The 14,341-nt window shown below is 62.6% G+C and carries 13 protein-coding genes; 2 read left to right on the top strand and 11 right to left on the bottom strand.

The window, feature by feature from the left end:
- Window positions 1-79: 79 nt before the first annotated feature.
- The 9 genes from BGN91_RS16155 to BGN91_RS16115 all read right to left on the bottom strand — a co-directional run bounded on the left by BGN91_RS16155 (window position 80) and on the right by BGN91_RS16115 (window position 9,414).
- Complete coding sequence (locus BGN91_RS16155; RefSeq protein ID WP_292614899.1) at window positions 80-1,168, bottom strand: response regulator; 1,089 nt, start codon at window positions 1,166-1,168, stop codon at window positions 80-82.
- The gene (locus BGN91_RS16150; RefSeq protein ID WP_292614897.1) at window positions 1,165-1,605 is read right to left on the bottom strand and encodes a response regulator; all 441 of its coding nucleotides are present in this window, start codon (window positions 1,603-1,605) and stop codon (window positions 1,165-1,167) included. The genes BGN91_RS16155 and BGN91_RS16150 overlap by 4 nt, the downstream gene beginning before the upstream one ends.
- On the bottom strand, window positions 1,602-3,164 hold the full coding sequence (locus tag BGN91_RS16145; protein ID WP_292614895.1) for a CHASE3 domain-containing protein: 1,563 nt from the start codon (window positions 3,162-3,164) through the stop codon (window positions 1,602-1,604). Before BGN91_RS16145 ends, BGN91_RS16150 begins: the two co-directional genes overlap by 4 nt.
- A gap of 121 nt (window positions 3,165-3,285) precedes the next feature.
- On the bottom strand, window positions 3,286-4,641 hold the full coding sequence (accC, locus tag BGN91_RS16140; protein ID WP_292614893.1) for an acetyl-CoA carboxylase biotin carboxylase subunit: 1,356 nt from the start codon (window positions 4,639-4,641) through the stop codon (window positions 3,286-3,288).
- Window positions 4,642-4,666: 25 nt separating this feature from the next.
- Complete coding sequence (gene accB / locus BGN91_RS16135) at window positions 4,667-5,161, bottom strand: acetyl-CoA carboxylase biotin carboxyl carrier protein (RefSeq protein WP_292614892.1); 495 nt, start codon at window positions 5,159-5,161, stop codon at window positions 4,667-4,669.
- A gap of 41 nt (window positions 5,162-5,202) precedes the next feature.
- Window positions 5,203-5,673, bottom strand: coding sequence for a type II 3-dehydroquinate dehydratase (gene aroQ, locus BGN91_RS16130; RefSeq protein ID WP_292614890.1), 471 nt, complete (start codon window positions 5,671-5,673; stop codon window positions 5,203-5,205).
- Window positions 5,674-5,957: 284 nt separating this feature from the next.
- Window positions 5,958-6,743: a DUF1236 domain-containing protein gene (locus BGN91_RS16125; RefSeq protein WP_292614888.1), complete on the bottom strand. Its 786-nt coding sequence runs from the start codon at window positions 6,741-6,743 to the stop codon at window positions 5,958-5,960.
- A 203-nt stretch (window positions 6,744-6,946) separates the two neighbouring features.
- Entirely contained in the window at window positions 6,947-7,714 is a 768-nt protein-coding gene (locus tag BGN91_RS16120) for a DsbA family protein (protein ID WP_292614886.1), read from the bottom strand.
- 263 nt (window positions 7,715-7,977) lie between these two features.
- Window positions 7,978-9,414, bottom strand: a complete 1,437-nt coding sequence (locus BGN91_RS16115) for a M48 family metalloprotease (protein ID WP_292614884.1) — start codon at window positions 9,412-9,414, stop codon at window positions 7,978-7,980.
- 104 nt (window positions 9,415-9,518) lie between these two features.
- Here BGN91_RS16115 and BGN91_RS16110 point away from each other — a divergent pair, with 104 nt between their 5' ends.
- Together BGN91_RS16110 and BGN91_RS16105 are read left to right on the top strand one after the other, a co-directional pair.
- Entirely contained in the window at window positions 9,519-10,706 is a 1,188-nt protein-coding gene (locus BGN91_RS16110) for an aminotransferase class I/II-fold pyridoxal phosphate-dependent enzyme (RefSeq protein ID WP_292614882.1), read from the top strand.
- A 218-nt stretch (window positions 10,707-10,924) separates the two neighbouring features.
- A complete protein-coding gene (locus tag BGN91_RS16105) occupies window positions 10,925-13,045 on the top strand; it encodes a sodium-translocating pyrophosphatase (RefSeq protein WP_292614880.1) in 2,121 nt (706 codons plus the stop codon).
- Between the two features lie 97 nt (window positions 13,046-13,142).
- Here the strand turns inward: BGN91_RS16105 and BGN91_RS16100 are convergent, their stop codons facing one another.
- Both BGN91_RS16100 and BGN91_RS16095 read right to left on the bottom strand, forming a co-directional pair.
- Entirely contained in the window at window positions 13,143-13,394 is a 252-nt protein-coding gene (locus BGN91_RS16100) for a hypothetical protein (RefSeq protein WP_292614878.1), read from the bottom strand.
- Between the two features lie 187 nt (window positions 13,395-13,581).
- Complete coding sequence (locus BGN91_RS16095; protein WP_292614876.1) at window positions 13,582-14,310, bottom strand: winged helix-turn-helix domain-containing protein; 729 nt, start codon at window positions 14,308-14,310, stop codon at window positions 13,582-13,584.
- Window positions 14,311-14,341 lie beyond the last annotated feature (31 nt).

Raw genomic sequence — 14,341 nt, 5'->3', positions numbered from 1 at the left:
GCCTTATAGCAGAGCTGGAGCGCCGCCGGGCCGATAATCTGCGAGAATACGCGGAAGGACGCGTTTACCGCAAACCGGCTCAGGCCGCAGTTGCCGGCGTGAGTTTTGCGTTCGGTGAGAGCTGGAGCGGGAACCGCAACACGATGCGGGTTCCGGCATGGGTGGGATCGCGTTCGGCCTGGGCGTCGAGTTTCTGCGCCATCGCTGAAACAATACGCTGGCCCATTCCGGTCGAGCGAGGATCGGTTTTTGCGTTGAGGCCGACGCCGTCGTCTGCGATCGAAAGCTCGATGTCGCCGCCGTCGATCGCGAGTTCGACGTGGATCGGACCGGGACCGTCCGGATACGCGTATTTGACTGCGTTCATCACCAGCTCGTTGACGATGATTCCGATTGCGACGGCGCGATCCGGGTCGATCTCGATGGGTTCCGCCTTCAGATCGAGCCGCGACATCCGGTTGCTTTCGGTGGAGCGCCGGAGATCCTCGAGCAGCGCTTCAAGATACTGGTTCAGCAGCACGCTCTTCAGATCGTGTGACGTGTAGAGGCGCCGATGCACCTGAGCCACGGCGGCCACCCGCCCCATCGCGCTGCTCAGCGCAACCTTGATGTTTTCGTCGGGACTGGAATTGGCCTGCAGGTGCAGCAGCGAGGCGATGATCTGCAGGCTGTTGCCGATGCGGTGATTGACCTCGCGCAGCAACACCTCGCGCTCGCTCGCCAGGGCCGCATAGCGATCGCGCGAGGCGCGGACTTCGGCCTCGGCCTGGTCGCGCGCTTTCCGGATGTGAGCCTGCCGGATCGCCACTTCGGCCGCGACCTGCAAGAGGGGAACGAATTCGCCGAGCGTGTCTTTGACGAGATAGTCGGCGGCGCCGGCCTTGAGCGCGGTCACGGCAATCTTGGAATCCTGCGACGCGGTGACGAACACGACCGGCGGCGCGTCGGGGATTGCCTGAATTCGCTTCAGCGTCTCCAGGCCATCGAGACCGGGCATATATTGATCGAGCGCGATCACATCGATGCCGCCCTGCGCGATGCGTGCAAGCCCGGATTCGCCATCGGGAGCGTGCTCCACGCAAAATCCATGGCGTGTCAGGCCGCGCTGGACCAGCCGGGCGAGCGCCTTGTCATCGTCTATGTACAGCAGGGCTGGCTTTGCGCTCATGAGGTGGTCCGGGGAACCTGGATGATGGAGAAGAACAGACCGAGTTGCCGGATTGCGTTGGCGAAACTTTCGTAGTTCACCGGCTTCGTGATGTAGACGTTGCATCCCAGTTCGTAGCATCGCTTGATCTCCTGGGAATCATCGGTCGTGGTCAATACGACCACCGGTGCGCACTTCAGGAATTTATTTTCCTTCACTTGCCGCAGGATATCTATTCCGGTCATGTCAGGCAGATTGAGATCGAGCAGAATGAGCAGCGTCTCTCCCTTGTGAGGCAGCCCGTCGCCGTTTGCGCCGAAAAGGTAATTGAGGGCGTCTGTACCGTTCCTGAACGGCTTGATCTCATTGTTGACACCGGAACGCCGTATGTTGCGCTCGATTAGCCGCGCGTGACCTTCATCGTCTTCGATCATGATGATGACGACTGGTTTACTCATGATTGCTTGTCCCGGTTGATGCCTGTCCAGGCGGTGGGAAGGGTAACAGTAAATGTGCTTCCGTGGCCAAGTTCCGACGAGACCGACATGGTTCCGCCGAGCCTGCGGACCAGCGCGCGGACGTGCGCGAGGCCGATGCCCTGGCCCGGCCGATCCTGCGTTCCGGCGCGCCGGAACAGGTCGAAGATTCGCTGGTGATCCTTCGGATCGATGCCGCGGCCGTTGTCGGTGATTTCAAAAATGGCAAATCCGAGCTTGCGCCTGCCGCGGATGGCAATGTCGCCGGGAACGTCGGATTTGAGATACTTCAACGCATTATCGATCAAATTCGAGAAAATCTGCTCGAGGGCCAGGCGATCACTGACGATGTCCGGGAGCGGCTCGACCCGAATCTGAGCGCCGGCCTCGGCGGCCTGATGCGCCATGGTTGAGGCGATGTTCTCGATCAGATCGCGCGTGGCGATCCGATCGGGGTGGAATTCGCGCCGGCCCTCGCGGGTGAGGTTGAGGATCGCGCTGATCAGCCGATCCATCTTGGCGATCGACGACTTGATGAAGCCGAGCGCCTCGGAGAAGTCCTGCGACAATTGCTTGTCCGGCTCCTCGAGAACCGGTTCGACCTCGGCGGCCGTCTCGTCGGCAGCCGGCGGCGGAGCGCCCTCCGGTCGGCTCAGGGTCGCGATGCGCTTGAATATGTCGCCGCGCAGTTCGTCGAGTTCGCTGGTGAACCCCATGATGTTGACCAGCGGCGAGCGCAGATCGTGGCTGACGATGTAGGCGAAGCGCTGGATTTCATCATTGGCCTCGCGAAGGTCGGCGGTGCGACTCTCCACCGTCGATTCGAGGTTGAGATAGTTGTCGCGCAACTGACTTTCGGCCACGTCGCGCGCCCGGCTCGATCGGCGCACCAGAAAGATCGACAATCCTGCGAACACCACGATCAGGCCCGATCCGACGCTGGTGACGGCGGCCGAGAGCGACTGGCTGGCATCGGCCGACTTCATCCGGGCCGCGAACAGGCGGTCTTCCTCAGCCCGCATCTCGTTGGCGAGGCTGCGGATCTGACCCATCGCATCGCGGGAGGCTTCCTGCTGGGCCATTTCGGTCGCTTCGGCGAGCCTGTTCGCCTGAACGAGTTCGATGTTGTGTCGTAAATGCGCGATCCGCTGGTTGGTTTGCGGGACGATCTGGTCGAGCCGCTGCTGCTGGTAGGGATTGTCGATCGTCAGCGCCTTCAGCCGTTCGAAACTCGGCGGAATTTCGCTGGCTGCCTCCTCGAATGCATGACGAAATTCCGGGCGCTGCGTCAGCAGGAAGCCGCGCTGCGCGCTTTCCGCGCGCCGCATCTGCAATTGGGTGAGCGAGATTTCGTTCTCGACCTCCATGCTATGCACGGTCGAGCGGGAGGCTTCGCGGGTCTTGTTGACGAGGTACACGGAGGTGGCGCTGATCAGTGTCAGGATTACCAGACCTGCGGCGAGCAGGATGATTTGGCCGAACGCGTGAGGCGATGACCTGCCGCGGCTTGACGCCACAAGATGGTGATCAGCCTCGGTCAATAATATGGGGTCCCCGCACGGTCTTCATGCCTGGCTATTGCTCAAACGCTTGAACGGGCGACCGGTTCCCGCCGTCCCTGATTTTTGTCAAAACGGGAGGTAGGGACGCCGGGGCGAACGATCAAGCTCCCGTCAGGTCGCCGCTTGCGAGGTACTGTTCCAGCCAATGGATGTGGTAGTCGCCGTCGATGATGCCGGACTCGCGGACCAGCGCCCGGAACAGCGGCAGGGTGGTTTCGATGCCGTCCACCACCATCTCGTCGAGCGCCCGCCGCAGCCTCATCAGGCATTCGGCGCGGGTCTTGCCGTGGACGATCAGCTTGGCGACCAGGGAGTCGTAATAGGGTGGGATGACGTAACCCTGATAAACGGCGGAATCGATCCGGACGCCGAGCCCGCCGGGGGGATGAAACCGCACGATCTTGCCAGGCGAGGGGCGGAAGGTGACGGGATTCTCCGCGTTGATCCGGCACTCGATGGCGTGGCCGTTGACGACGATTTCCTTCTGGGTCGCGGGAAGGTCGCCGCCGGCGGCAATGCGGATCTGCTCCAGCACGAGATCGATGTCGGTGATCATCTCGGTGACGGGATGCTCGACCTGGATGCGGGTGTTCATTTCGATGAAATAGAACTTGCCGTCTTCGTAGAGGAATTCGACGGTGCCGACGCCGAGATACTTTATCTCGCGCATCGCCCTGGCGACCGTTTCCCCGATCTTGTTGCGGGCGGCGGCGGTCAGGATCGGCGAGGGCCCTTCTTCCCAGACCTTCTGGTGGCGTCGCTGCAACGAGCAATCGCGCTCGCCGAGATGAATGGCGCCGCCGCGGCCGTCGCCGAGCACCTGGATTTCGATGTGGCGCGGCTTCTGCAGGTATTTTTCCAGATAGACGGACGCATCGCCGAATGCCGCCCTGGCCTCGTTGCCGGCGGTCGAGATCGCCATCGTCAGGTCGTCGGGCGTCTTGGCGATTTTCATGCCGCGTCCGCCGCCGCCGGCCGCCGCCTTCACCAGCACGGGAAAACCGATCGCCTTGGCGATAGCCATGGCGTCGTCGTCCGGGTTGATGCCGCCGTCGGAGCCGGGGACCACCGGGATGCCGAGTCGCTTCGCGGTCTTCTTGGCTTCGATCTTGTCGCCCATCAGGCGGATGTGTTCGGCTTTGGGGCCGATGAAATGCAGACCGTGCTCGGCGAGGATCTCCGCAAAGCGGGCGTTCTCCGACAGAAAGCCGTAGCCGGGATGCACGGCATCGGCGCCGGTGATCTCGCAAGCCGCCAGCAGCGCCGGAATGTTGAGATAGCTGTCCTTCGTGGGTGGCGGTCCGATGCAGACGCTCTCGTCCGCCAGCCGCACATGCATGGCGTCGGCGTCGGCGGTGGAGTGCACCGCGACCGTCGCGATGCCGAGTTCCTTGCAGGCGCGCAGGATACGCAGGGCGATCTCGCCGCGATTGGCAATCAGGATTTTATCGAACATTACTGCGCCTGCGGTTCGAACGGCATCATTCGATAATGACCAGCGGCTCGCCGAACTCGACGGGCTGGCCGTCCTCGACGAGAATCTGCGTGACGGTGCCGGCTCGCGGCGATGGAATTTGGTTCATCGTCTTCATGGCCTCGACGATCAGCAGCGTCTGGCCTGTGGTGACCTTGGAACCGACCTCGATGAAGGGCTTGGCGCCAGGCTCCGACGCCCAATAGGCCGTGCCGACCATCGGCGAGGGGACCACGCCAGGGTGCTTGCTGACATCGGCGGCGCCGGAAGCCGGTGCGGCGGCAGGCAACGGCCCCACGGCCGCAGACGGATAGTTCGCGGGCATTGCCCCGCCCACGGTGACATTGCGTGCGACCCGTACCCGGAGTCCGTCGCGCTCGATCTCGATTTCGGTGAGCTTGGTCTCGTCCAGAAGCGCGGCGAGTTCGCGGATTACATCGCTTTCCTCGCGTCGTTCGTCACCGGTTTTGGTCTTTGCTGCGTCTCCAGGCTGCGGGGCCATGTGCTCGATCCGAAACTTTCTTTGTGGATGACGCTGATACGTCAGGATTTGACTTTTTCGCCGGACTTCACCGCGCCGATCCTGGCGGCAAGGCCGTTGATTGCGAGGCGGTAACCGTCGATTCCGAAGCCGCAAAGGCTCGCAAAAGCAGCGCTTGCCGTGAAGGAATGGTGACGGAAGGTCTCGCGCGCATGGATGTTGCTGATATGAACCTCGACGGTGGGGAGACTCGCCGCGACCAGCGCATCGTGAAGCGCAACCGAGGTGTGCGAGTAGCCACCGGCATTGATGACGATGCCGGCCGCCCGCTTCGCATGAGCGTCATGGATGAAGTCGATCAGTTCGCCTTCGCGGTTGGACTGCCGGCAATCCGCGGTCAATCCGAAGTCCGCAGCCGTATCGGCGCAGAGCTTTTCGACGTCCGCCAGGGTGGCGTGGCCATAGATTTCCGGCTCCCGGGTCCCGAGCATGTTAAGGTTCGGGCCGTTGAGCACGTAAATTGTCCTGGCCATCTGAAATCCCGAAAACGGTCGTTCCGGCGCCGTGCACCGAAGTTTCGGGTCGTTATATGTAACAAGAGAGCCAAGGGGAAGCCTGAACGCTCTCGCATTCGGCTTCAAAAACCTCACTTTTTTCACGAAAAGCGAGGCGGAACATACGGAAATTACTTGTTAACCAAGGCCGGGAGCGTGAACCCGGTCAAGAACGCCGGCCCGCAGCCGCGATCGGAACTCCCGCACCAGCCGTCGCGGGGCCAGGATTGGCCCCGCTTGTGCGCTGTGTGACGAATTTCGGATCAGGCCTCAAGAACCGCGACGATCTCAAGGGTCCGCGGATCGACGACAATGATCTCGTCACGAACCAGGAAGAATTCGTAGCCGCGCCAGCTCGGATAAATGTCAACGATCTCCGTCGGCAACGGATGGAAACTCACCGTGCGCGGCACCCGCGTGCCGACAGCGATCGAGAAATTGACGTTCGTCGTCGGCTGCACATGCTGGTTCCTGATCACGGTCGTGATCTTGGTCCTTTGCTCCGTCGAAAGCTTGGCGCCGGCACCGGCCTGACCCGTCGTCGTGGTCGATGATTTGTTGGTGTCCGCCGCGTTCCGCGAGGAATCGGACTTCATTCCGTTGCGCTCTTCGGCGTTCCGGTTGTGATCCATGGCCTTTCCATTGCGGTCTTCGGTTCGCCGGTTCCGTTCCTCGGTCTTTCCGTTGTGATCCTCGGCACGCATGCCCTTGTCGGACTTGCCCGATTCATTGCGCTCCGAGCGCATTCCCTTGGAATGGTCGCCTTTCCCGTACTCTTCGGCGGATCGTTCGTTCTTCATCTTGCCGGAATGAGTGTCCTGAGCACGGTGTCCGGACTCGCTTCCGCGGCTCGTGCCTTCCTTCGACATGCCGCTATCGTTATGCATCGGAGTGGTCGCGGAGCCGCGGCCCTGTTCCGTCGACGGTGCGCTTTGCTGCATGGTCGAGCCGCTGCTGCTGCCCCCCATGCCAGTTCCCTGCGCGTAGGCGAATCCCGTTCCGGCAATCAGCGCCGCAGCCGCCGTCGATAGAAGAAAGTGTTTGGTCATCGATGTCTCCTCACTTGTTGCAATGCCCGCCCGACAACGGCTCACCGAGGACCTATGTTCCGATGCGATCCGGGTTCCGCCGGATTTGTTTTCTGAATGCGAGATAAACGGACTGTTACGCGGACTCATTGCAGCCAACGAAAAGGCCCCCGCTGTGAGCGGGGGCCTTACGTTTGAGGACAGAGCGATCGACGACAGAGCGATCAGCAAGATGCCTTTCCGCACCGCGCCGTGCTGATTTTCTCCTTGAGCGTCTCAAGGCCCACTGCACCGACGACCACTTGCTTGCCGATCACATAGCTCGGCGTTCCGTTCATGCCCATCGCCTCGGCAAGTTTGAAGTTCTCTTCCAACGTTGTACGGACTTCGGGACTGTTCATGTCCTTTTCGATCCGAGCGATGTCGAGACCGGCGTCCTTGGCGGCGGCGAGCGCTCGCGCCTTGTCGGCCTGGCCGCGGCCGCCGAGCAGCCGTTGATGGAAATCGAGATATTTCTTGCCGCCGGGGTCCTGCATGCGGACGGCCACTGCGACCTGTGCGGCTTCGACCGAGCCGGGGCCGAGTACCGGAAATTCCTTCAAGACGACCTTGAGTTTCGGATCCGACTTCAGGAGATCGAGCATGTCGGCCATCGCGCGCTTGCAGTAGCCGCAATTGTAGTCGAAGAACTCGACGAAGGTGACGTCACCGTCCTTGTTGCCGAGCGCGACGCCGCGCGGCGAATTGAAGATGGCCTTGGCATTCTCGGTAACCGCGGCCTCATGCTTGAGCGCCTCGGCCGCTGCCTGACGTTTGTTGAGTTCGGCCGAGACCTCTTCGAGAACCTCGGGATGGGCGAGCAGATAGCTTTTGACGATCTGTTCGATCTCGCTGCGCTGGCTGTCGGAGAAATTCTGTGCGGAAGCAGCCGCGGGCGCAACTCCGAGTGCAAGCGCAAAAAAAACGGGAGCGAGAAACCGGTGCGAGGGCATGTCAAAATCCTTTAGGAGTGTCTCGTTGTTCGGGCGCGTGGCTGGTGCCGTCTGGTGGTCCGGTTCTGGCATTCGCATTGCGAGACCGCAGCAGGTTGCGGCGAATGTCAAATCAACTCCGTTGGAGTCTTAATCCAACTGCGTTGAATCGGATTCTCATCCAGCTTTACTGATCGAGCATGATCTTGTCCGAAAACCGGTTCACTTTGCGCTGGCGCGACCCTTCTTGCGCTGGCGCGGCCTTTCGGATCCGGGATCATGTTCTAGTCTTTCTTGTCAGGCATTTTGGCTGAAACGATGTCGTCCGCCTTGACCCATCCGGGTGTGCCGATGGCGAAACGGGTTTTTGCGCGCGATGCGAGTTCACGCGCTGTCTTGTTGTCGCCGCGCAGAAAGGCGGCCTGAGCTGAGGCGAGATCGGCCTGGGCGTAATCGCCCTTGCGGCCGTATGCCATCGCGAGCTGCATATATCCCAGCGGCGCTTCAGGCTCGCTGGCGAGCGCCGCGCGCAGGATTGCAATAGCTTCATTGGTGTTGGCCGCATTGTTCGAGGCCACGAGCGCCTGCCCGAGCAGCATCTCGATGAGCGGGGCATTGTGGGATAACTGGACCGCGCGCCGCAGCGGGGCAATCGCTTCCGCCGGACGCCCGCCCTCGAGCAGGGCCTGTCCACGCACTTCGTAGAAATAGGGATTCTGCGGCTGCAGCTTGATCAGCGCGTCGATTTGCTCGACGGCCGCGCGAAGATCGCCGTGCAGATAGGTGCTGATGGCGTGCGCGTAGCGGGCGGGCAGGCTGGTGTCGGACATCGGATAGCGGCGGTATACGGTGTCCTGGCGTTCCATGAACGCCGATATCTTGGCCCGCACCATGTCGTGACGCATTTGCAGGGCGGGATCGTCCTTCTTGTCCCAATTGGGACTCGTCTTGGCGAGTTCGGCGAGCGCGGCGACGCGGTCGGCCGGCATCGGATGCGATTGCACATAGGGGTCGGCGCCGTGGGCCGCGAACAGGCTTTCGTCGGTGAAGCGCTTGAAGGTTTCGTACATGCCGCGGGCGGATTGACCGGTGGCGTTCAGGAATTTCACGCCGGCGCGATCGGCGTTCTCCTCCTGCTGGCGCTGGTAGGACAACAGGCTGCGGCGCGCGATTTCCTGCGGTGCGCTGATCGCGGCCGCGCCGATATTGCTGGCGGCGCCATTGCTTCCGCCGGCACCGGCGGCTCCCGCGGCGAGCGCTCCCGCGCCGAGCAGCATGGCGATGATCAGTTGGGTCTGGGTTCGCGCGAGTTGATCGCGGAATTTGGATAGATGCCCGCCGGCGAGATGCCCGGTCTCGTGCGCGAGGACGCCGATCAACTGGTTTGGCGTGGTCGATTGCAGGATCGCGCCGTAGTTCACGAAGATCCGGCGGCCGTCGGCGACGAAGGCGTTGAACGACTTGTCGTTGATGATGACCATCTGGATTTTCTGCTTCTCCAGTCCCGCGGCGCGCAGGATCGGGCGCGTATAGTCGCGCAGCAGTTGCTCTGTCTCGGTATCGCGCAGCACCGGCGGTCCCTTGGACCGCTGGGCGTGGGCCGGCAGCGAGGCGCTCGCGAGCGCGCAGGCGGTGACCAGCGCGGTGAACTTCGACAAGACTCGGCGCACGGGGGTGGGGCGCCGGGTCATCGTTCCTTTGGTGACCGCTCTTGGAATCATTGGACCTGGTCCGAATACGGTATATGTCCTAACAACCCGCCGAATACGGCGGCAACGCGGCTTCAGCGACGTGGGCGCGGGCGAGAGCGCATTAACAGATTTCCATGCTCGATGCGACATTGAGAGACCGGGCTGAAGGCTTGCTGGCGGCATCTGGCCGCAGCCAGGTTCCGCCCTTCATGGTCATGGACGTGATGGCGGCGGCGGCGCGGATCGAGGCCGCCGGCGGCGACGTCATTCACATGGAGGTCGGCCAGCCATCGGCGCCGGCGCCCCGCGCGGCGCTGGATGCGGCCCGCGCCGCGCTCGATCGCGGCCGGATCGATTACACCTCCGCGCTCGGCATTCCGTCGCTGCGGACGCGGATCGCGCAATATTACCGCGACGCCTATGGCTGCACGGTCGATCCCGAACGCATCGTCGTGACGACAGGATCATCGGGCGGCTTCATCCTCGCGTTTCTTTCGATGTTCGAGCCCGGCGACCGGGTTGCGGTGACGGTCCCGGGCTATCCGCCGTATCGGCATATCCTGACGGCGCTCGGCTGCGAGCCGGTGCCGATCGAGACGTCGAGCGAGAACCGTCACGCCCTGACCGGTGAGGCGTTGCTGGAAGCGCACCGCAAAACGCCGCTGAAGGGCGTGCTGGTCGCGAGCCCGGCCAACCCCACCGGCACGATGATGTCGCGCGAGGCGCTGACGCATTTGATGGCGGCCGCCGAAAGCGAAGGCATCCGCTTCATTTCCGATGAGATCTATCACGGCCTCGACTACGCGTTTCCGGCCGTGACCGCCGCGGAGCTGTCGCCGCACGCCGTGGTGATCAATTCGTTCTCGAAATATTTCTGCATGACAGGTTGGCGGGTCGGCTGGATGGTGGTGCCCGAGCAACTGGTGCGCCCGATCGAACGGCTGCAGCAGAACCTCTCGATTTCGGTGTCGACGCTGTCCCAGATCGCGGCCGAGGCGGCATTTTCGGGTCGCGAGGAGATGGAGATCGTCAAGCGCGGCTATGAGGCGAACCGCCATGTTTTGATCGCGGGTTTGCCGCAAGCCGGATTAAGCGAATTCCTGCCGGCGGACGGCGCGTTCTACCTCTATGCCGATGTCTCGAAGTTCACCTCCGACAGTTACGAGTTTGCGCGGAAGATGCTGGAAGAGGCGCATGTCGCCGCAACCCCCGGCGTCGACTTCGATCCGCTTCGCGGCCGCTCTTTCCTGAGATTTTCCTATGCCCGCTCGGCCGCCGAGATGCGCGAAGCCGTCGCTCGAATTGCGCGATGGTTGGCCTGAGGCTCTGCGGCTCTCCGCAAGCGCCGGCATTTTATTGCAATTCCTTACGAAATTCGGCGGTTTAGCCGTAAGGCGGCGTTGCGCCGGAGGTTCGATTTTGGCATGGTCCCGCCCGATTTGAGGTCGCCTTGCAACGAGGCGGACTTCGTTTTCCGGTATGTCCGTTCGCGGGCTCGCGGCTTTGTCGGGGCAACTTCAGGGATTCTGAGGCAAATTCAATGACAGCACTAGTAGTGATTGTGCTCTGCGGAGCGCTTTCGATCGTTTATGCCATCTGGGCGACCTCGTCCGTATTGCGGGCCGATGCGGGAAATCCGAGGATGCAGGAAATCGCCGCGGCGGTACGGGAGGGCGCGCAAGCCTATCTGCGCCGACAGTACACGACGATCGGAATGGTCGGCGTCGTGATCTTCGGACTGCTCGCCTATTTCCTCGGCGTGCTGGTGGCCGTCGGCTTCGCCATCGGTGCGATCCTGTCGGGCGCGGCCGGTTTCATCGGCATGAACGTTTCGGTTCGCGCCAACGTGCGCACCGCGCAGGCTGCGACCAAGTCGCTGGCTGGCGGGCTTGAGCTTGCCTTCAAGGCCGGCGCGATCACGGGCATGCTGGTCGCCGGTCTGGCGCTGCTCGGCGTGACCATCTATTTCGCCTACCTGACGCACTTCGCCGGTTACGCCGCGAACAGCCGCACGGTTGTCGACGCGATGGTCGCGCTCGGCTTCGGCGCCTCGCTGATCTCGATCTTCGCCCGCCTCGGCGGCGGCATCTTCACCAAGGGCGCCGACGTCGGCGGCGACCTCGTCGGCAAGGTGGAAGCCGGCATTCCGGAAGACGATCCGCGCAATCCGGCGACGATTGCCGACAACGTCGGCGACAATGTCGGCGACTGCGCCGGCATGGCCGCGGACCTGTTCGAAACCTACGCGGTGACCGCGGTCGCCACCATGGTGCTGGCCGCGATCTTCTTCGCGACCTCGCCGTTGCTCGTGAACATGATGACGCTGCCGCTCGCGATCGGCGGCATCTGCATCATCACCTCGATCGTCGGGACGTTTTTCGTCAAGCTTGGCACCAGCGAATCGATCATGGGCGCGCTCTACAAGGGCCTGATCGCCACCGGCATCCTGTCCCTGATCGGCGTCGGCGCGGCGATCTATTGGCTGGTTGGCTTCGGTCCGCTGGCTGGCGTCAGCTATACCGGTCTCGAACTGTTTGCCTGTGGTGTAGCGGGCCTCGTCGTTACGGGGCTGATCATCTGGATCACCGAATACTACACCGGCACCGACTATCGGCCGGTGAAGTCGATCGCCCAGGCCTCGGTGACCGGACACGGCACCAACGTCATTCAGGGACTGGCGATCTCGATGGAAGCCACGGCGCTTCCGGCTATCGTCATCATTGCGGGCATTCTTGTCACCTATAGCCTTGCCGGCCTGTTCGGCATCGCCATCGCGACCACGACCATGCTGGCCCTGGCCGGCATGGTCGTTGCGCTGGACGCGTTCGGTCCGGTGACCGACAATGCCGGCGGCATCGCGGAAATGGCCGGGCTGCCGAAAGAAGTTCGCAAGTCGACCGACGCGCTCGACGCTGTCGGCAACACTACGAAGGCCGTCACCAAGGGCTACGCGATCGGCTCCGCCGGCCTCGGAGCGCTGGTGCTGTTCGCGGCCTATAATCAGGACCTCAAGTTCTTCATCGGCGACGCCGCAAATCACGCCTACTTCCAGGGCGTCAATCCGGACTTCTCGCTGAACAATCCCTACGTCGTGGTCGGCTTGCTGTTCGGCGGCCTGCTGCCGTATCTGTTCGGCGCCATGGGCATGACCGCGGTGGGACGCGCGGCGGGTGCGATCGTGGAGGAGGTGCGTCGCCAGTTCCGTGACAAGCCCGGCATCATGCGGGGCACCGACAAGCCCGATTACGGCAAGGCCGTCGACCTGCTGACCAAGGCGGCGATTAAGGAAATGATCATTCCGTCGCTGTTGCCGGTGCTGTCGCCGATCGTCGTCTACTTCCTGATCTACGCGATCGCCGGCGGCGGGGCTGCCGGCAAGTCCGCCGCGTTCTCGGCGGTGGGCGCCATGCTGCTCGGCGTGATCGTGACCGGCCTGTTCGTCGCGATCTCGATGACCTCGGGCGGCGGCGCGTGGGACAATGCCAAGAAGTATATCGAAGACGGCCATCATGGCGGGAAGGGCTCCGAGGCGCACAAGGCCGCGGTGACCGGCGACACCGTAGGCGATCCCTACAAGGACACGGCGGGTCCGGCGGTCAATCCCATGATCAAGATCACCAACATCGTGGCGCTGCTGTTGCTGGGGGTTCTGGCGCATTGAGACGTCGCGCCGGAAAAAACCGCCAAAGGTGATCTGAACGGCTGAAAGAAAAAGGGCGGGATTGATCCCGCCCTTTTTTTAATTCAGTGGGAATGCCTTACCACCAGGTGCGGCAAACGCGACGGCCCGGACCCCAATAGCGGCAACGACGATGCGGGCGCACCACAGGCCCCCGGTTTGCTCGGCATCCGCCGTAGGGCCCGCGATGGAAGCCGGGACCGCAGCCGCCCGCGACCTGAATGACATCGGCGTTCACCCCTGATGCCGGCGGCGCCAGCGGCATGGCATCGGCTATACCGAAGGTCGCAACGGATCCGGCCAGAAGTGCTGCTGCAAAAAATGCCTTCATCGATTGTCCTCTTGGTTGGCCGCGACAATGCGGCAGCTTCAGTGACTCGCATGGTGAAATTGGTCAATAACTCTGTCGAAAATCTGGCGACGCTGTGGGCTCCTAAGTGTTGCAAAAGCAATGTCATCCGCGTCGAAGACGCGCAGGTAACGCAGGTAAGACTATTTTGTTTCCGACGAAACATTGATTAAGCGGTTTGCTTTGGCAGAGAGCCGAATAACGCTGCAAACTGCTTTTCGCCGATGCTGGTGAAGTTAATAACGCGGCTGCCCGTAGCCGAATCGCGAACTGTCCACTTCAACTCGGCAAAGCGCGTCAGGATGGCTGCGCCCAGGGCGCCGGCGAGGTGATGGCGGCGTGCGCTCCAGTCAAGACAGACTTTGCAGAGAGGCCGTCGCGTACGCGTAATCCCCGTGAGATCGATCTGGAGCTTCTGTCCCACGAAGCGCTCGCCTTCCGGGGTGAGAGCGATGGCAGTCCTGTGGTGGCGGATCAGTTTCTTCTGGGTCATCGCGTCAAGCATTTGTACGCCGAGGTCGCCCGCGAGGTGATCGTAGCAGATGCGTGCGCGACGAAGCGCCGGCTCCTTCGGCCCGGTCCGCACCCGCAGATGACCGGCGCGCGCTGCGAGGCCTTCCAGCCCCTCCAGCACGGCGGCCACGTCAGGGCCGGTGAGACGGTAGTAGCGATGACGACCTTGTTTCTCGGGTTCGATCAGGCCGCCGGCCTCGAGCCGACCGAGATGAAAACTCGCGGTCTGCGGTGTGACGGCGGCCTCCTGCGCAAGCTCGCTCGCAGTAAGCGCGCGGCCGGTCATCAGCGCGGTGAGAATATTGGCGCGCGCGGGATCGCCGACCAGCGCGGCAACCACGGCGATATCGGGGCCGGTTTCATACTTTGATCCTAGCCGAAGCATTCGCGTCGAGAAAGCGGGTATATGTTTATGC

It is taken from the genome of Nitrobacter sp. 62-13, from assembly GCF_001896955.1.
Lineage (GTDB): Bacteria > Pseudomonadota > Alphaproteobacteria > Rhizobiales > Xanthobacteraceae > Nitrobacter.
This window is presented reverse-complemented; position numbering and strand designations above follow the sequence as displayed.